The sequence below is a fragment of the Atlantibacter sp. RC6 genome, from assembly GCF_014193285.1.
Classification (GTDB): Bacteria; Pseudomonadota; Gammaproteobacteria; order Enterobacterales; family Enterobacteriaceae; genus Atlantibacter.
The window spans coordinates 452,514-469,904 of the sequence record NZ_JACHZE010000001.1 but is presented as its reverse complement, the minus strand read 5'-3'; the positions used below and the strand labels follow the sequence as shown (position 1 = coordinate 469,904).

General features: G+C 56.9%; 13 protein-coding genes, 1 tRNA gene and 1 pseudogene. 10 read left to right on the top strand and 5 right to left on the bottom strand.

Annotation, left to right across the window (positions count from 1 at the left end; genetic code table 11):
* The first annotated feature begins 14 nt into the window (after positions 1–14).
* From FHW74_RS02400 to FHW74_RS02370, 7 genes and pseudogenes are all read left to right on the top strand, one after another.
* Positions 15–554, top strand: a complete 540-nt coding sequence (locus tag FHW74_RS02400) for a type IV secretion protein Rhs (RefSeq protein WP_183168979.1) — start codon at positions 15–17, stop codon at positions 552–554.
* On the top strand, positions 545–982 hold the full coding sequence (locus tag FHW74_RS02395; RefSeq protein WP_183168978.1) for a putative T6SS immunity periplasmic lipoprotein: 438 nt from the start codon (positions 545–547) through the stop codon (positions 980–982). Before FHW74_RS02400 ends, FHW74_RS02395 begins: the two co-directional genes overlap by 10 nt.
* A 53-nt stretch (positions 983–1,035) precedes the next feature.
* A pseudogene (gene tssF / locus FHW74_RS02390) lies at positions 1,036–2,798 on the top strand (type VI secretion system baseplate subunit TssF).
* Positions 2,753–3,856 carry a type VI secretion system baseplate subunit TssG gene (tssG, locus tag FHW74_RS02385; RefSeq protein WP_183168977.1) on the top strand — a complete coding sequence of 368 codons (1,104 nt, stop codon included), beginning with the start codon at positions 2,753–2,755 and terminating at the stop codon, positions 3,854–3,856. The pseudogene tssF and the gene tssG overlap by 46 nt, the downstream one beginning before the upstream one ends.
* On the top strand, positions 3,837–4,373 hold the full coding sequence (tssJ, locus tag FHW74_RS02380) for a type VI secretion system lipoprotein TssJ (RefSeq protein ID WP_183168976.1): 537 nt from the start codon (positions 3,837–3,839) through the stop codon (positions 4,371–4,373). The genes tssG and tssJ overlap by 20 nt, the downstream gene beginning before the upstream one ends.
* A 1-nt stretch (position 4,374) precedes the next feature.
* Positions 4,375–4,827, top strand: coding sequence for a type VI secretion system baseplate subunit TssE (gene tssE, locus FHW74_RS02375; RefSeq protein ID WP_183168975.1), 453 nt, complete (start codon positions 4,375–4,377; stop codon positions 4,825–4,827).
* A gap of 21 nt (positions 4,828–4,848) precedes the next feature.
* On the top strand, positions 4,849–6,195 hold the full coding sequence (locus FHW74_RS02370) for a VasL domain-containing protein (RefSeq protein ID WP_183168974.1): 1,347 nt from the start codon (positions 4,849–4,851) through the stop codon (positions 6,193–6,195).
* A gap of 95 nt (positions 6,196–6,290) precedes the next feature.
* Here FHW74_RS02370 and FHW74_RS02365 read toward each other — a convergent pair.
* Positions 6,291–6,378, bottom strand: a tRNA-Ser gene (locus FHW74_RS02365).
* Positions 6,379–6,580: 202 nt separating this feature from the next.
* Positions 6,581–8,311, bottom strand: a complete 1,731-nt coding sequence (gene argS / locus FHW74_RS02360) for an arginine--tRNA ligase (RefSeq protein WP_183168973.1) — start codon at positions 8,309–8,311, stop codon at positions 6,581–6,583.
* Positions 8,312–8,504: 193 nt separating this feature from the next.
* Between argS and FHW74_RS02355 the strand changes: the two genes are divergently transcribed.
* Positions 8,505–9,068, top strand: coding sequence for a VOC family protein (locus FHW74_RS02355; RefSeq protein WP_183168972.1), 564 nt, complete (start codon positions 8,505–8,507; stop codon positions 9,066–9,068).
* Position 9,069: 1 nt separating this feature from the next.
* Here the strand turns inward: FHW74_RS02355 and FHW74_RS02350 are convergent, their stop codons facing one another.
* Positions 9,070–10,209 (bottom strand): MalY/PatB family protein, encoded by a 1,140-nt coding sequence (locus tag FHW74_RS02350; protein WP_183168971.1) that lies wholly within the window; start codon positions 10,207–10,209, stop codon positions 9,070–9,072.
* Positions 10,210–10,294: 85 nt separating this feature from the next.
* Between FHW74_RS02350 and cutC the strand changes: the two genes are divergently transcribed.
* Positions 10,295–11,035 (top strand): copper homeostasis protein CutC, encoded by a 741-nt coding sequence (gene cutC / locus FHW74_RS02345; protein WP_183168970.1) that lies wholly within the window; start codon positions 10,295–10,297, stop codon positions 11,033–11,035.
* Positions 11,036–11,837: 802 nt separating this feature from the next.
* A complete protein-coding gene (locus FHW74_RS02340) occupies positions 11,838–15,623 on the top strand; it encodes an FAD-dependent oxidoreductase (protein WP_183168969.1) in 3,786 nt (1,261 codons plus the stop codon).
* A 34-nt stretch (positions 15,624–15,657) separates the two neighbouring features.
* Here FHW74_RS02340 and cmoB read toward each other — a convergent pair whose 3' ends face one another.
* Positions 15,658–16,629, bottom strand: a complete 972-nt coding sequence (cmoB, locus tag FHW74_RS02335; RefSeq protein WP_183168968.1) for a tRNA 5-methoxyuridine(34)/uridine 5-oxyacetic acid(34) synthase CmoB — start codon at positions 16,627–16,629, stop codon at positions 15,658–15,660.
* A complete protein-coding gene (cmoA, locus tag FHW74_RS02330) occupies positions 16,622–17,368 on the bottom strand; it encodes a carboxy-S-adenosyl-L-methionine synthase CmoA (protein WP_183168967.1) in 747 nt (248 codons plus the stop codon). The genes cmoB and cmoA overlap by 8 nt, the downstream gene beginning before the upstream one ends.
* Positions 17,369–17,391: the final 23 nt, after the last annotated feature.

Here is a 17,391-nt window from a genome sequence, read left to right as displayed (position 1 = left end):
TGTAAGGAAAAATAATGGAAACAGCTCAGGAACAAGAAGGCTCATTGCGGAGGTTGACCGCAGGAGAAATTGAGTTGGCAAGATGGGTATTTATGTCAACCGTTCCATATCATCGAGTGTGGATTCATTGCGACAGTTATCTTCCCTTTAATTTGCAAGATGATCATACAGCAATGACACCTAATGGAGAGATCTATTTCCGCTTTCCATTATATCGTGATGATTTTTCTAAATCGCTTCCAGATATGCAACATCTTTTTATTCATGAAATGGTACATATCTGGCAGCGCGAAAAAGGAATGAATGTTATTCTTCGAGGCTTAGTCAGTTGGTATGTTAGTTACCGATATCGTCTTGATGGGCGACTTTTATCGGAATATCCGATGGAACAACAGGCGCAGATTATTGCTGACAACTTCACGCTCAAAAGAGAAGGATATAGAGGGTGGTGTAATTTAATAAGATCGCATGATGTAACACTTGACGGAGACATTAGTGAATCCGCGATCAGAAGACAGTATCGGCATGTTCTAAGAGAGTTTCCATGGCATTGAAATATAATAAATTACTCTATGGTTTGTTGATCTTCAGCATTTGTTTGTCAACGCTTACAGGTTGCCCAGGTTCAGGGGACAGGATTTCTCCGGAAGAAGAAGCGAAGATCAGTATGGTTGGAGGAAATATATGTTTTTGGGTTCCTAATACAGAGCACTATCGACTATCAGATCTTAGTATATCTCCAAGAGAAATTCCGCCTAATAAACGGAAATATATATTTGGAGCTGATTTTAAAATTATAGATGGAAAACTCTGTGTTCCTCCTGAGCGCTGGTCGCTACCGGAGAAGGGGCAATATATTGCGAGGTATTTTCTTACTCCTATATCTTTTAATGAGCCGTTTAGAAAAGTAACCACTGGATTTGAAATTTCAAATGGAGAAGTGAGGGCTATTAGTCTCACTAATGAAGAAGTGGTAAGATAATTTACCTTTCTAAGGTAAGAGCATTCAAATTTATATTCTGAGTGATTCTTTTTATGGAAGATTTAACCCTGCGCTATTACGACGCGGAAATGCGCTACCTGCGCGAAGCCGCGAAAGAATTTGCCCGGGCCCACCCGGAGCGGGCCGCGATGCTCGACCTGGACAAGGCCGGTACCCCCGACCCTTACGTTGAACGTCTGTTTGAAGGCTTTGCCTTCTCAATGGGACGGCTACGCGAAAAGATTGATGACGATCTGCCGGAACTGACTGAAGGACTGGTCAGCATGCTCTGGCCACACTATCTACGCACCATCCCGTCACTTTGCGTTGTGGCGCTGACACCGAACCTTCATGCCATGAAAATGGCGGAAGTTGTGCCCGCAGGCCTCGAGGTGTACTCCCGTCCGACAGGGCCGAAGAATACCGTCTGCCGTTACCGTACCACGCAGGACGTGATGCTCAATCCCCTGAGCGTGTCGGACATCACAATGACTACCGAACCTGACGGTCGATCGCTGTTGCGGATGCGCCTGGCCTGTAGCAGCCAGGCTGACTGGTCCAGTGCCGACCTCAGTCGGCTGACACTTTATCTCGGGGCGGAGGCACCAGTCAGCACACAACTACACCTGATGCTGACCAAACGCCAGGATGCATTGTATATGCGCCTGCCCGGGCAGACTGACCGTATTCGTCTTGACGGGTATTTCTATCCCGGCGGTTTTGCTGAGGAGGATAGCCTGTGGCCAAAAGGTGATACCGCCTTCAGCGGCTACCAGTTGCTGCTGGAGTACTTTACCTTCCGCGACAAGTTTATGTTCGTCCACCTCCACGGACTGGAGGGCATTACGCCACCTGCCGGGGCGGCGTATTTCGACATTGAAGTGGTGTTTAATCAGCAGTGGCCGTCAGACCTTCCGGTCACTGATGAGGCAGTTCGTCTTCACTGCGTGCCGGTGATTAACCTGTTTACTCTCGAAGCGGACCCGCTCACCATCACCGGGCTCGAAGTGAATATCTGCTGCGCCCGAAACGGCTGCAGGACGGGCACACCGAAATTTATTCGGTGGATTCGGTCACCGGATCAAACCGCACCAATGATGCACAGTACGTCCCGTTCAGCAGTTTTCGCCATAAAGGCGGGATGATGCGCCGCCATGCCCCGCCGCGTTATTACCACACCCGCGTGAAGCGCAGCGTGACCGGGCTGTATGATACCTGGCTGATACTCGGCGGCCACCAGTGGGAAGATGACCGGCTTGTTGAGCGCGAAGCCGTGTCGCTGCAAATCACCGGCACCAACGGCCAACTGCCACGCCGGGCATTGCAGAGCACGCTACTGGACCGCTGTGAACAGGTGGTCAGTACCCGGCTTTCGGTACGTAATCTTTGTAAACCCACGCTGCCTGTCTACCCGCCGGCGGAAGACCGTTTCCACTGGCGAGTGCTGAGTCATCTGGGGTCGGGGTTCCTTAATATGATGAGCACCGCAGAAGTGCTGCGCGGGACGCTTGCGCTGTATAACTGGCAGGAAGATGAACTGAACACCCGACGCCTGGAGGCGATACAGCATGTTGAGCATCATCGCCTGCAGCGTTTTGAACAGGGCTTCCTGCTACGGGGGCTGGATATTGAAGTGACCCTCGACAGCAACGGCTTTACCGGGGAAGGAGATATCCACCTGTTTGGTGAGATGCTCAACCGCTTCTTCGCGCTCTATGCCGACATGAACCAGTTTAATCAGCTCACCCTTATCGTTCAGCCAGAAGGAAAATGCATCCGGTGGAAAGAGAACCACAGTCCGCGCCTGCCAGGCTGATAGCGCAGTTGGGTAGCCGGCTGCCGTACATCAACTTTTACCGTTTCTGCCAATTGCTGGAGCAGAGCCAGCCGGATAAACCGGTCATGGGCAGCACCTGGCAGGTGCGGCATGAGCCGGTGCGCTTCCGTCCCCATTCGGGAATGGGTTTTCCGGCTTCTGAAATCAAAGGCGTTGAACCGCCGGAACACCCGCATCTACCGCCGACGGTGCGTATCACCTTTATGGGGCTGTACGGCGTGGAGTCACCGCTGCCGACGCACTATATCGATGACATCGCGCGGCGCAGGGAAGGGTACGAAGCGACCACAGATTTTCTCGATATCTTCAACCACCGGTTAATTACCCAGTACTACCGCATCTGGCGAAAATATTCCTACCCGGCGACCTTTGAGGCGGGCGGTAAGGATAACACCTCGCAGTATCTGCTGGGGCTGGCTGGGCTCGGCATTGACGGCTGCACCGACAGTATTGCCGCACCGGCTTCGCGTTTTCTGGCGCTGCTTCCGGTGATGCTACTGCCAGGGCGCACCGCGGAGGGTATGGCCTCGCTGGTGCGCCTGCTGGCGCCCAACACGCAGGCTAAAATCTGGCACCACGACAAACGCCGGGTACCGCTGAAGACACCGCTGACCATGAGCGTGCGCCAGCCCGTCACCCTGTCCAGCCGACCGGTGATGGGCAACTATGCCACCGACGTCAACAGCCAGGTGCTGATGAGAATAACCACCACCGACCCGGTGGAAGTACAGGGCTGGTTGCCCGGCGGGGAGCTTCATACGGACCTGATGGCGCTGCTGCATGTGTATCTTGGCTCGCGCCTCGATGTCCGCCTGCAACTGTGTGTCGACCGCCGCCTGCTACCGGATGCGACGTTGAGCACTCAGCCCAAACCGGGTGCGGTACAGCTGGGCCGCACCGCGGTGATGCGACCGCTGAATGCGGCAAACACCGCCACACATCCCAAAACCATAACCATCAATCTTGGCCGCTATCAGCGGATTCAGGAAAATTTTCACCGCAGGGAGACCGATGAAGATGGCGATTATCGCTGGTAAATTCACACAAGTTACGCTGACAGCTGCTGTCACAATGATGCTCGCAGGCTGTGGTCTGACGCAAAAAGTGACAGACGGCACCGTCGCTGTGACCAAATCGATATTTTATAAACAGGTGAAAACCGTGCATCTCGATATTCGCGCCCGCGAAGCGGTTAACAGCAATGCCGGTGGGGTGGCATTGTCAACAGTGGTACGTATTTACCAGCTTAAGGATCGCAAATCCTTTGACAGTACGGATTATCCGTCATTGTTTAAGGCTGACAGTCAGGCTATCAAGGCAGACCTGGTGGCGGAGAAAGACATCCGACTGCAGCCAGGCGGGGCGGTACAGGTCGATATGCCGATGGAGGAAAGCGCGCAGTATGTGGCGGTGGCCGGAATGTTTATATCTCCGGGCCAGGCGAATGATACCTGGCGGGTTGTGTTGAGCCGGGAAGACCTCGATCCGGATAAAGCCCGCGTCATTGAGGCCGGGAATAACCGGCTGACGTTGGTACCACTGAAGGATGACTGAGATGCCCCAACAACACGGTCCCTCCCTTTATGAAACCCTGTTCGGCAACTTCGCGGGCGGCCTCGATCTGCATCAGGTCAGTGAACCGAACCAGGTCGTTCTCTCGGTACTGGATAACATGCAGCGTATCCTCAATACCCGCGCCGGGAGCCTGAAACATCTGCCCGACTACGGCCTGCCCGATATGACCAGAATCCTGCAGGGGATGCCCGGCACCGCCCATCAGCTGATGACCACGCTCTCGGATGTGCTGCTCAGATACGAGCCGCGCCTGAAGCGCATCGACGTGGTGATGCTGGCGCAGACCATCCCCGGCGAACTGCGCTACGCCATTGATGCGGAGCTGAAGGGCATCGGGCTGGTGCGCTACGGCACCGAGTTTATGCCGGAAGGGCGGGTGCTGATCCGCCATCTCAAACAGCAGCAGTACCTGGACGCGCGGGCTGCCGTGTAATGTTGAATAAGGATATGACCCATGACGGACACACTGACGCATCAGCTCAGAACCGGCGGTGACCCGCGTACCCTGGCGGATTACGCCAGCCTGCGCGATGAGCTGGCGAAACTCACCCATCCGGCGCGCCCGGACGTGAACTGGAAACACGCGGAAAAATGCTGTCTGGCGCTGTTTGAGCAAAACGGTGTGGAGTTGCAGACCGCCGCCTGGTATACCCTGGCGCGTACCCATCTGACCGGGCTGTACGGCCTGAACGAAGGGCTGGCAGTGCTGGAAGCGCTCGTCTCCCGCCAGTGGGGCAATCTCTGGCCGCAGCCGGTACACGCCCGGATGGAAATCCTCACCAGCCTGAGCCAGCGCCTGCAACAGGTGTTGCGCACCCTGACGCTGCACTACGCCGACCTCAGCCAGCTTTATCAGGCGGAGCAGCATCTCACACGGCTTGGTGAGGTGCTGCAACGTCTGGAGCTTAAACATCTCAGCCAGCTTGATACGTTGCGTACGCAACTGCATAACGCGGCGGTACGGCTGGAGAACAGCGACGCTACGGCGGGCGGCGTGACGCTGCCTGCCGGGGCGATACCCGTGAACCGTGAGGAGCCCCGGCCTCATCCGGCATCCGGTAATACGCAGTGGGTGTACGTGGCGCAACCGGAGCCACAGCCCAATATCACCGTTATCAGTGAACCTCCGCCGCCTGCGAAGCCCTGGAAGCCGTTTGCCGCCGGGGTGATGACCATGCTGATTACCGGTAGCGCCGCGCTGTGGGGATGGCAGTCTGTCAACCGGCCCGACCCGCTGACGCAGCGGCTGGAAGCCTCCCTGACGCTGCCGGAGCCGCTCTCCGCTGCGCAGGTTCAGGGCATAACGCCGGGAACGCTGCCGGCAGGCGAGGGGATACGCCGCACGCAGCAGCAACTGGCGCGGCTGAACAGTCTGCCGCCGGACTGGACGCTGCGCTACGGCAGCCAGTTAGTGCAGCAGGCGCAGGCATTGTGGCCGGAACAGGCAAAGCCGCTCGTACAGCAGTGGCACAGTCAGCTTAACGCCGCCGCGCTGTCAGCCGGAACGCTCAGCGGCTGGCATCAGGGCATGACGCAGCTGCAACAACTGACCGACCGCCTGAACGCGCTGGATGAGCGGCGCGGCAGCTATCTCACCGGCAGCGAACTGAAAACCATGGTGTTCGCCATCACGCAGTCGTTTAACCGCGCGGTGCCGGTGGAAGAGCAACTGCGGCAGCTCGCCAGCCCCCCGGACGGACAACCCGTTAACAGCGCGCAAAAAAAGCAGGCAGAACTGGCGCTTAACGCGCTGCTCAGCCGGTATGCGTTAATCACCGGCGAGCCGGTTTTGCCAGAATAAGGATGGCCTGTACGAACCAGTGGTCGAACCCCGGTCCCCAGTACGGAGCAGATAAGAAAAAAGCTCATACTTTCGCATGAGCTTTTTTCAAAATATGGCGGTGAGGGGGGGATTCGAACCCCCGATACGTTGCCGTATACACACTTTCCAGGCGTGCTCCTTCAGCCACTCGGACACCTCACCATATTGTTTTTGCTGCCCCACTGCGTGGTGCAACGGGGCGCTACTATAGGGAGTCAGGCTAAAACGGTCAAGCGGAATTTATGCTTTCGCGCGCGTTCGGTTAAGGCTTGAACATATTCACCCGTTGCGAATAAAAAATGCCCGCCAACCGCCTGTGCCCAATAAAAAAGCGCGTACTCGACGCGCTTTCTGTCAGGCTGGATTACATCCGTTCGACGGTCTCGATCCCCAGAGTTTCAAGACCAATCTTCAGCGTTTTCGCCGTCAGCAGAGCCAGCTTCAGGCGGCTTTGGCGCACGCCTTCGGTTTCCGCCGTGAGGATCGGGCAGTGCTCGTAGAAACCAGAGAACAGACCCGCCACATCGTACAGATAGGCGCACATCACGTGCGGCGTACCCTCGCGGGCCACGGTGGTCAGCGTCTCTTCGAACTGTAACAGACGCGCCGCCAGCGCCGCTTCTCGCTCTTCAGTGATGTTCACCGGCGCGGTAAGCATGCTCTCTTCAATGCCCGCTTTACGGAAAATCGACAGCACGCGGGTGTAGGCATACTGCATGTAAGGCGCGGTATTGCCTTCGAACGCCAGCATATTGTCCCAGTCGAAAATGTAATCGGTGGTGCGGTTTTTCGACAGATCGGCATATTTTACCGCGCCAATCCCTACGGCGTTCGCCAGGGTTTCCAGTTCATCGGCAGGCATGTCTGGGTTCTTCTCCGCCACCAGACGACGCGCGCGCTCCAGCGCTTCATCCAGCAGATCGGACAACTTCACGGTGCCGCCGGCGCGGGTTTTGAACGGTTTGCCGTCTTTGCCCAGCATCATGCCGAACATATGGTGCTCCAGCGGTACCGAATCCGGTACGTAGCCCGCTTTGCGCACGATAGTCCACGCCTGCATCAGGTGCTGATGCTGACGAGAATCGATGTAATACAGCACGCGGTCGGCATGCAGCGTTTCATAACGGTACTTGGCGCAGGCGATATCGGTGGTGGTGTACAGGAAGCCGCCATCCTTTTTCTGGATGATCACGCCCATCGGCTCGCCTTCTTTATTCTTGTACTCGTCGAGGAATACCACCGTCGCGCCTTCGCTTTCCACTGCCAACCCTTTGGCTTTCAGATCGGCAACAATGCCCGCCAGCATCGGGTTGTACAGGCTCTCACCCATCACATCGTCGCGGGTTAAGGTCACGTTCAGGCGCTCATAGGTGATCTGGTTCTGGGTCATGGTGATATCGACCAGCTTGCGCCACATCTCACGGCAGTACTCGTCGCCGCCCTGCAGCTTCACCACGTAGTTACGGGCGCGTTCGGCGAAGGCTTCGTCTTCGTCGTAGTGTTTTTTGGCTTCACGGTAGAAACCTTCCAGATCCGCCAGCGCCATTTCCCCGGCGTTTTCGTTCTGCTGCTTCTCCAGATACGCAATCAGCATCCCAAACTGGGTACCCCAGTCGCCCACGTGGTTCGCGCGGATCACGTTATGGCCGAGGAATTCCAGGGTGCGTACCGCCGCGTCGCCAATGATGGTGGAGCGCAAATGGCCAACGTGCATCTCTTTCGCCACGTTCGGCGCGGAATAGTCCACCACGATAGTTTGCGCCGCCGCTTTCGGCACGCCGATACGCTCACTCAGCACCGCGCTGTCCACAAGTCCTGACAGATACGCCGGGTCGAGGAAAATATTGATAAAACCCGGTCCGGCGATTTCAACTTTACTGGCAATCCCGGCGAGATCGAGATGGGTCAGTACGAGCTCTGCTAACTGTCGCGGCGGCATGCCCAGTTTTTTAGCAACGGACATCACGCCATTAGCCTGATAGTCGCCGAACTGTGCTTTGGCCGACTGGCGAACCTGAGGTTCACAATCGGCAGGTGCGCCTGCGGCAATCAATGCCTGACTGACTTTATCGGAAAGAAGAGCCTGAATATTCACCGGAATACCTTACGTTAAACACGCAGCCCGCAGCGGAACCGCGTTATGTCTATGGAAAAATAAGGCGGAAGTATACTGCATTTGGATTGCAGCGTCAGCACTGGCGCGGTGTGGGTGAAAAGCCGGTTAAAACTTGGTGGAACAGCCGCTTCAGGGTAGATTAACGGCGATGTAGCGAAAACCGGGAACCGAGATGCAAGACTGGCAATCAATTGAAGAATTACAGGATATCGTGGCGGATTTGCCGCGTTTTACCGACGCATTAACCGGGCTGGCCGCGCGGCTGGGCCTCGACATCGCGCCGTTAGATGCCGACCATATCTCCCTGCGCTGCCACCAGAACGCCACCGCCGAACGCTGGCGCAAGGGTTTTGAGCAGTGCGCTGCGCTGCTGTCGGAAAATATCATCAACGGACGGCCCATCTGCCTGTTTAAACTCGCCCAGCCGGTAACAGTGGCGCACTGGGCATTCAGCGTGGTCGAACTGCCCTGGCCGGGGGAGAAGCGCTACCCGCATGAAGGTTGGGAGCATATCGAAATCGTGCTGCCGGGCGAGCCGGAAACGCTTAACGCTCGCGCCGTAGCGCTGCTGAGCGATGAAGGATTGCGCCAGAAGGGGATTGCGGTCAAAACCAGCTCCCCGAAAGGCGAACGCGAGCGGTTGCCTAACCCAACGCTCGCCGTGACCGATGGCTCAGTGACCATCAAATTCCATCCCTGGTCGATTGAGGCCATCGTAGCCAGCGAGCGGGAGTAGCTTACCGCGCGGCGACGGCGCGCTGAAGCCGCGCTATCGCTTCATCCAGTGTGGCGTCGCTACAGGCAAAGTTGATGCGTACAAATCGATCGTCGCCAAAATCTTTGCCCGGCGAAAACGCCAGCCCGTGGCGCAGAAAATAACGCCACGGATCCTCCTGGCCCATCCCGCTGGCATCGACCCACGCCAGATAGGTCGCCTCCGGCGGCGACACGCAAAGCCCCGGCAGGTCATTCACCGCTGCGCACAACTTGTCGCGCTGTTTACGCAGATGATCGATCAGCGCAAGCCGCCACGGCTCGCCGTCGCGCCAGGCGGCGGTCGCGGCGGTGATCGCCAGCACATCCACTGCCGGAACAATGCCCTGACGCGCCACCTCGAAACGCCGCCGCAACTGGGGGTTGGGAATAATCGCCAGCGATGCGCCCAGACCGGCAATATTCCAGGTCTTGGATGGCGAGATAAAGGTCACGGAGCGTTGGGCCGCGCGCTCGTCGAGGCTGGCAAAGGGAATATGCGCTACGCCTGGCTCCAGTACCAGCTCACCGTGGATCTCATCGGAACAGACAATCAGATCGTGACGTTCCGCGAATTCCAGTTGTTCCAGCAACTCTTCGCGACGGTATACCGTGCCGCCAGGGTTCTGCGGGTTGCACAGCATCAACAGTTTCTCGTCGCCCTTCAGGCTGGCCTGCGCAGCCGCCATATCCATGACCCAACGCCCGTCGGCAAGCCGTAGCGGGATCGCCTGCTGCTGGCGGCCAGCCAGCAGCGCGGCTTTATAAAACGGCGGATAAATAGGTGAGGGCGCCAGCGAGCGCTGATGCGATTCGGTGAACGCCCGCACCGCCAGGTTAAGCCCACTCACCACGCCGGGCAGCGGGATCAGCCATTCAGGTTTCACGTCCCATTGATAACGCGCCTTCAGATGGGCAATCACCACGCGCCAGAGTTCATCAGGCGCCGTTCCATAGCCGAAGATCCCGTGCGCCACTCGCTGCTGAAGCGCCTCAATCACGCAGGGCGCGGTGGGAAAATCCATATCCGCGACCCACATCGGCAACACGTTTTCAGCGTATTTATTCCATTTGACGCTATCGCTGTGACGGCGGTCCGATTGTTGGTTGAAATTGAATGCCATGATACGTTGCCCTGATTTATCGGTTCCTTCAGACTAGCATTCGGCAAGGATGACACAACGGTTTTCACAGTTCTTAGGGGATTCAATGGCTTTACTGGAAATTTGCTGTTATTCGCTGGAGTGCGCAGTAACGGCCCAATCCGCCGGAGCGGATCGTATCGAGTTATGCAGCGCGCCGGCGGAAGGCGGTCTCACGCCCTCGGCGGGCACCTTAAAGGCGGTTCGCGCCCAGGTTTCGATACCGGTGCATCCTATTGTACGTCCACGCGGTGGCGACTTTTGTTACAGCGCCAGCGAGTTCGCCATCATGCTCGAGGATATCGCGCTAATCCGCGATTTAGGTTATCCCGGACTGGTGACGGGCATCCTCACTGAGGATGGCGAAGTGGATATGCCGAGAATGCGCCAAATCATGGCGGCCGCCCGGGGCATGGCGGTGACCTTTCATCGGGCATTTGATATGTGCGCTAACCCGTTCATCGCGATGGATAATTTGCGAGCGTTAGGCGTAGCGCGGGTGCTGACGTCGGGCCAGCAGGCGAGCGCCGAAAAAGGTATTTCAAAAATTGCGGAACTAATCGCACACTCCGATGCTCCAATCATTATGGCTGGTGCTGGCGTTCGGCTTAGCAATCTGGACAAATTTATTGCGCAGGGCGTGAAAGAGCTTCACAGCTCGGCGGGCAAACAAGTCCCGTCCGCCATGCGTTACCGCAATCCGGGAGTCTCGATGTCTGCCGATGCAGACGCCGATGAATATTCCCGCTATTGCGTGGACGGTGAAGCCGTCGCCGCCATGAAAGCGGCACTGGCAACCGCCTCGTAATGTGAACCGTTTTTTTACCGCACATCATGTCGCCCAATATGATGTTTGCTCGTACCAGGCCCCGGCATTTTGCTGGGGCTTTTTTTATGCCGGTAAGCGCAACGGCACAAAAAGATGCCGCATCAGGCGTTCATTAAATTGAGTGTGAAATTAACGTGTTAATAAGAAAAATGCCGAGGGCGTTATTTTTGTCGAATTGATACTGGCGATCCTTATTGCGCTTCGCTTAAGCGGGATATATTTTATATCGGCATTGAATCTTCCATAAAATTTACCGAGTCGTAGGGCGAAAATCGGTGTTTTCGCTACGTAAATGTATTGCCAAAAGGTAACTAATTAATTCAAATAAAATCTAAATATTAATATCTCAAACCCAGCGCAAAAATCTTTTGTGAGAAGAATACGTTTAATCCCCTGTTAATTAAGCTTATCCTTCGAGATTTGGTTTATAATAAATATTTCAGTTGCGAAATATTTTGTGTGAGTTACTGCTCTGGCTGCATTTTTTGTTTCGCTTAAACCTGACGCATAAAACATGAAAATCAATCCACTTTTCATTTATTTTGTGGTCTGGATTGGCGTTATGTTAAAGCATGAGCCAGAATTAAACACCGGGCGGAAATATCGTCTAATAATTGTTTGCGCTCTGGCGATTATTTTTCTTCGTTAATTTATTTTCATTGAGCCTTATCTCAAGGTGCAGGATGGCTATGCCTTTTTATAGCCCATGTCGACCCGACACCCTGAGATAACCCTCCCACGATTCCTTACGCAAGCAGCTTTCGGCTGTTAAGAGAGGGAGATGGTGCTGTTCAGCAGTTTCTGGCAGGCGGGTTATGAGGGTGCCGATCATATCAACCGGCTGGGCGTGCCGCTTTCAATGAATGAGGCCACCGGTCACCTGGAGCGCGCGGCGGAGGATTACGGCAGGCTTAAGCGCTTTGATGTTGCCACGGTTCGCGAAAGCGTGGGCTGGCGGCTGGCGGATAGTCAGGGCCAGTACGATTTCTCATCGGTGGCGAAGCGCATGATCGCCGCCCGTGAGCACCACATCCAGGTGAGCTGGACCCTTTGCCATTACGGCTGGCCAACGGAGCTTTCTATCCTGGACGACGAGTTCGTGCCGCGCTTTGCCCAGTTTTGCGGCGCGCTGGCGCGTTTTCTTAAACCCTGGTATCGCGATGCGCCGGTGTATTCGCCCGTTAATGAGATTTCGTTTACCAGTTGGGCGCTGTCGGTGGGCTTTATCCCCTCGGCGGAGCCGCCGGGAGAGGAGACCGGCCACGCCTGTAAACGGCAACTGGTGCGCGCCGCCATCGCCGCCTGCGATGCTATCTGGCAGGCCGACAGCCGGGCGCGAATTTTACACTGCGATCCGATTATTCATCTGCTGGCGAACCCGCAGGATGAGGAGTCGCAACGGCTCGCCGTCGCAGAGACCCACGCCCAGTATCAGGCCTGGGACATGCTGTGTGGCAAAGAAGCGCCGGAACTGGGCGGCGCGCCGCGCTACCTCGATATCATTGGCGCGAATTATTACCACAACAATCAGTGGCAGGTTGATAACCGGCAACCTCTGCCCTGGCATTTAGGTGATACGCGGCGCAAGCCGCTTTTTGAAATGCTTGCAGAACTGCATCAGCGATACCGGCGACCGTTGCTGCTGGCGGAAACCAGCCATGTCGGCAGCGGGCGCGGAGCCTGGATAAATCACATCGCAACGGAAGTCGCGCAGGCGCAGCTGGCGGGAGCGGATATTCGCGGCATCTGCGTTTATCCGATCCTCGATCGACCCGACTGGGAAGATGCCGGGGTCTGGCATCGCAGCGGTTTGTGGGAACCGCAGCATGAGGGCGCCGATCCGCTATTGCGAAAAATAGATTTCCCCTACGCGCACGCACTACGTCGCGCGCAACGTTCTCTTGCACATTTTCAGGGCCAGCATCGCTTGCGACAGTCTGGTAAGGGGCAAACAGTGAATACAAAGACGCTTATTGTTTTTAGTCATTTACGTTGGGATTTTGTCTGGCAACGACCGCAGCATTTATTAACGCGCCTCGCGCAACATTATCCTGTGGTATTTATTGAAGAACCGGTTTTTGAAGAGGGCGCGGCGGGATTACACCGCGCCACGCCCGCGCCGAACGTCACCGTTATTCGTCCCCACAGCCCCGTGCATGCGCCGGGTTTCCACGATGAGCAAATCGCGCAGTTACAGCCGCTCATGACCACTCTTAGCAGTGAATTTCCCGAACCGATGATCTGGTTTTACACCCCTATGGCGCTGCCGCTGGCGGAACCCTTTCATCCGACGCTGATGATCTACGACTGCATGGATGAACTCTCGGCCTTTAAAAACGCGCCGCGCCAGCTGTTGCAGCGCGAATCGGCGCTGTTAACCCGCGCCGACCTGGTGTTTACCGGCGGGCCAAGCCTGTATGCGGCGAAGCAGCATCGCCATGACAACGTCTGGTGCTTCCCCAGCAGCGTCGACGCCGTGCATTTCGAGCAGGCGCTGGATCGGCAAAACGCTCATCCGCTACAGGATGAAATACCGCATCCCCGGCTCGGCTATTACGGGGTTATCGACGAGCGTATTGATTGCGGGCTGATTGCCGCGCTGGCGGATGCGAATCCAGCGTGGCAAATCGTGATGGTCGGGCCGGTGGTGAAAATCGACCCCGCCAGCCTGCCGCAGCGCGCCAATATCCACTATTTCGGCCAGCAGCCCTATCAGGCGCTGCCGCAGTTTTTAGCCGGCTGGGACGTCTGTTTAATGCCGTTCGCCCTCAATGCTTCGACCCGCTATATCAGCCCAACCAAAGTGCTGGAGTACATGGCGGCGTCGCTGCCTGTCGTCAGTACCGCCATTACCGACGTGAAAGTGCCGTATGGCGATATTGTTTTCGTGGCGGATGACCAGCAGGCGTTTATCCGCGGCTGCCAGCAGGCGCTGGCGCTCAGCGAACACCAACGCCAGGACCAGGCGCAGCGGATGAAATCGGTAATTAACGCCACCTCCTGGGATTCAACGGTGGATGCCATGCATAAACTGATGGCCGACGCTTTACGGGCATCTGAATCCCGCGCCGACACGCCGGTGGAAGCACGCCTCACAGCCGCCGCGCCGGTGGTCAGCCGTATTCCGGGCACCACTAAACAGGATGCGCACTTTGCCCGCTGCCTGATCCTCGGCGCGGGACCCACCGGCCTGAGCGCCGCGCTGCATATCGGTAATGAAGCGGTGTTGCTGGAGAAAAACGCCACTGTGGGCGGCTGGTGCCGCTCGGTGGAAGACAAGGGCTTCACCTTCGATTACGCGGGCCACATTATTTTTTCCGCCGATCCCTACGTGCTGGAAATGTATGAACTGCTGTTAAAAGACAATCTGCACTGGCAGGATCGTGAAGCCTGGGTGTATAGCCAGAACACCTATACCCGCTACCCGTTCCAGGGGGCGCTGTACGGATTGCCCGCCCCGGTGATCAAAGAGTGCATTCTTGGCGCGGTGGAGGCGCAATACCACGCCGCTAACCGCCTGCAACCGGCAAATGCGCCTGCGCTGAAGATGGAAGACTGCTGCGGCGACGGGGCCGTGCCGCAGGGCGATTGCACACTCACTGCGCGGGATAAACGCGCCGCCAACTTCGAACAGTTTATCTATCAGACCTGGGGTGCCGGTATTGCTAAGTATTTCGCCGTTCCCTACAACCAGAAATTATGGAAAGTGCCGTTATCAGAAATGGAGACCTCCTGGCTGGGCGGACGGGTGCCGCTGCCGGATATCGGGCAGATCATCGATGGCGCGCTGGCGCCCAGCACCAAACCCGTCGGCCCGAATGCCCGCTTTGGCTACCCACTGCGCGGCGGATTCCAGGCGCTGATGTCCGGGTTCCTGCCGCTGCTGAAGGGCAAGCTGGAAACCAACGCTAAGATCATCAAACTTTTGCCGCGCGAGCATATCGCGGTGCTGGCCGACGGTCGGCGTTACCGATATGAGCAGTTGATCAGCACCATGCCGCTGCCGGTACTGGTCAAGATGCTGGAAGGCGACGTGCCCGCAGAGGTGCTCAGCGCCGCCAGCGGGTTGCGCCATACCTCGGTGCGCTGCGTCAATCTGGGTATAGGCCGTAGCGATCTTACCGAGAAACACTGGGTTTATTACCCGGAAGAGACCATTTTCCACCGCATCTTCGTGCAGGGTAACGCCAGCCCGTACTGTAATCCGCCGGGTGGCTGCGGCCTGACCTGCGAAATTACCTATTCTCAGGATGTGCCGCTGCCGGTGGACGGCCAGGCACTGATCGACCGCTGCATTGAGGAGTGCATCAAAGTCGGCATGATCAATGCCGATGATGAAGTGCTCACCGCTAACCTGGTGGATATCCCTTATGCTTACGTGATTTATGATCACGCGCGGGCGGCAAACGTCGAGACAGTGCGCCAGTGGCTGTTGAAATATGACGTTATCCTGGCAGGGCGCTACAGTGAGTGGGAGTACTACAATTCCGATCACGCCTTCCTGGCCGGTAAAAAGGCGGCGGAGAAAGTGGCGTCGCGCCTGAAACGCGTCGGCGCAGGGATGTAACAGTCAGGCCGCCGGGTAACCGGCGGCCTGAGCATCAGGGCTTGCGGGCCACCAACACGGCGCGCAGCGGGGCAGGGTAGCCTTCAATGGTTTTGCTACGATCGTCCGGCGACAGGAACGCCTCCAGCGAATCGGTGGTCATCCAGTCGGTGCGGCGCTGCTCTTCCAGCGAGGTCACGCAGTGATCGACAATGCGCACATCGACGAACCCGCACTTTTCCAGCCAGTTTTTCAGCGCCAGCGCGGACGGGATAAAGTAGACGTTGCGCATCTGTGCGTAGCGATCGCCCGGCACCAGCACGGTATGTTCATCGCCTTCCACCACCAGGGTTTCCAGCACCAGTTCGCCCTCAGACACCAGCTGATCTTTTAACTGCCACAGGTGATCCAGCGGCGAACGGCGGTGATACAGCACGCCCATCGAGAACACGGTATCGAACGCCTTTAACGCCGGGAGCTGCTCGATGCCCAGCGGCAGCAGATGCGCGCGCGGGTCGTCGCCCAGCAGTTTGCGTACCGCTTCAAACTGACACAGGAACAACTGCATCGGATCGATACCCACCGCCAGATGCGCGCCCGCGCCAATCATCCGCCACAGGTGATAGCCGCTGCCGCAGCCCACGTCGAGGATGGTGCGGCCTTCCAGCGACGACAGGTGCGGCAGCACGCGCTCCCATTTCCAGTCGGAACGCCATTCGGTATCAATATCCACGCCATACAGCGAAAACGGCCCTTTGCGCCACGGCATAAGATTGCGCAGCAGGGTTTCGATACGCTGGCGCTGCCCGTCGCTAAGCGGCTGTTCAGACGTTGCGGTGACGCTGTGCAGCAGATCGAGATGATGCGGAGTCAGCGTCGGCAGATGCTCAACGCTGCTGTGCCAGAGCTTGAACTGGCCGTGCAGCGACTCGCGTTGCCACTGGGCGATCTGCGCCGGCAACGTTTCCAGCCACGGCGCCAGCGGGGTGCAGGCGATGCGCTGGTAAAATTTACCGAAATCAATCATGGCTGCCACCCGCCTTCAGGGCCACCAGCGAGCCGAAGTTAAAACACTGGAACCACAGTTCGCAGTGTTCAAAACCAGCCTGATGCAGGCGCGCTTTGTGGGTTTCCACCGAATCGGTAAGCATCACGTTTTCCAGCATGCTGCGCTTCTGGCTGATTTCCAGCTCGCTGTAGCCGTTGGCGCGTTTAAAGTCGTGGTGCATGTTGAACAACAAGTCGCCCACTTCGCTGTCTTCAAAACTGAATTTTTCCGACAGCACCAGCGCGCCGCCGGGGATCAGCCCCTGATAGATTTTATTCAGCAGCGTCTGGCGATCCGTGGGATTGAGGAACTGGAGAGTGAAGTTAAGCACCACCATTGAGGCGTTCTCGATGGCGATATTCTGGATATCGTCCTCGACCACCTGTACCGGCGTCTGGGCTTTAAAGGCGTCGATATGGCGGCGGCAGCGCTCTACCATGGCGGCGGAGTTGTCGACGGCGATAATCTGGCAGCCATCGTGGCTAATATTGCGGCGTACCGACAGCGTCGCCGCGCCCAGCGAACAGCCCAAATCGTAAACCTGAGTATTCGGCTTCACGAAGCGGCCTGCCAGCATACCGATCATCGAGATAATGTTTGAATAGCCAGGGACCGAACGCTGGATCATGTCGGGGAAGACTTCAGCCACGCGTTCATCAAAGGTCCAGTCGCCGAGTTTAGCTACCGGCGCAGAGAAAAGGGTGTCGCGGTCAGACATACAAAAATTCCGGGAATAACGAA

Coding starts and splice junctions, on each gene's coding strand:
- FHW74_RS02370 (WP_183168974.1), top strand. CDS start 4,849: ATGACGGACACACTGACGCATCAGCTCAGAACCGGCGGTGACCCGCGT.
- FHW74_RS02355 (WP_183168972.1), top strand. CDS start 8,505: ATGCAAGACTGGCAATCAATTGAAGAATTACAGGATATCGTGGCGGAT.
- cmoA (WP_183168967.1), bottom strand. CDS start 17,368: ATGTCTGACCGCGACACCCTTTTCTCTGCGCCGGTAGCTAAACTCGGC.
- tssJ (WP_183168976.1), top strand. CDS start 3,837: ATGGCGATTATCGCTGGTAAATTCACACAAGTTACGCTGACAGCTGCT.
- FHW74_RS02400 (WP_183168979.1), top strand. CDS start 15: ATGGAAACAGCTCAGGAACAAGAAGGCTCATTGCGGAGGTTGACCGCA.
- FHW74_RS02340 (WP_183168969.1), top strand. CDS start 11,838: ATGGTGCTGTTCAGCAGTTTCTGGCAGGCGGGTTATGAGGGTGCCGAT.
- FHW74_RS02395 (WP_183168978.1), top strand. CDS start 545: ATGGCATTGAAATATAATAAATTACTCTATGGTTTGTTGATCTTCAGC.
- tssE (WP_183168975.1), top strand. CDS start 4,375: ATGCCCCAACAACACGGTCCCTCCCTTTATGAAACCCTGTTCGGCAAC.
- cutC (WP_183168970.1), top strand. CDS start 10,295: ATGGCTTTACTGGAAATTTGCTGTTATTCGCTGGAGTGCGCAGTAACG.
- FHW74_RS02350 (WP_183168971.1), bottom strand. CDS start 10,209: ATGGCATTCAATTTCAACCAACAATCGGACCGCCGTCACAGCGATAGC.
- cmoB (WP_183168968.1), bottom strand. CDS start 16,629: ATGATTGATTTCGGTAAATTTTACCAGCGCATCGCCTGCACCCCGCTG.
- tssG (WP_183168977.1), top strand. CDS start 2,753: ATGCATCCGGTGGAAAGAGAACCACAGTCCGCGCCTGCCAGGCTGATA.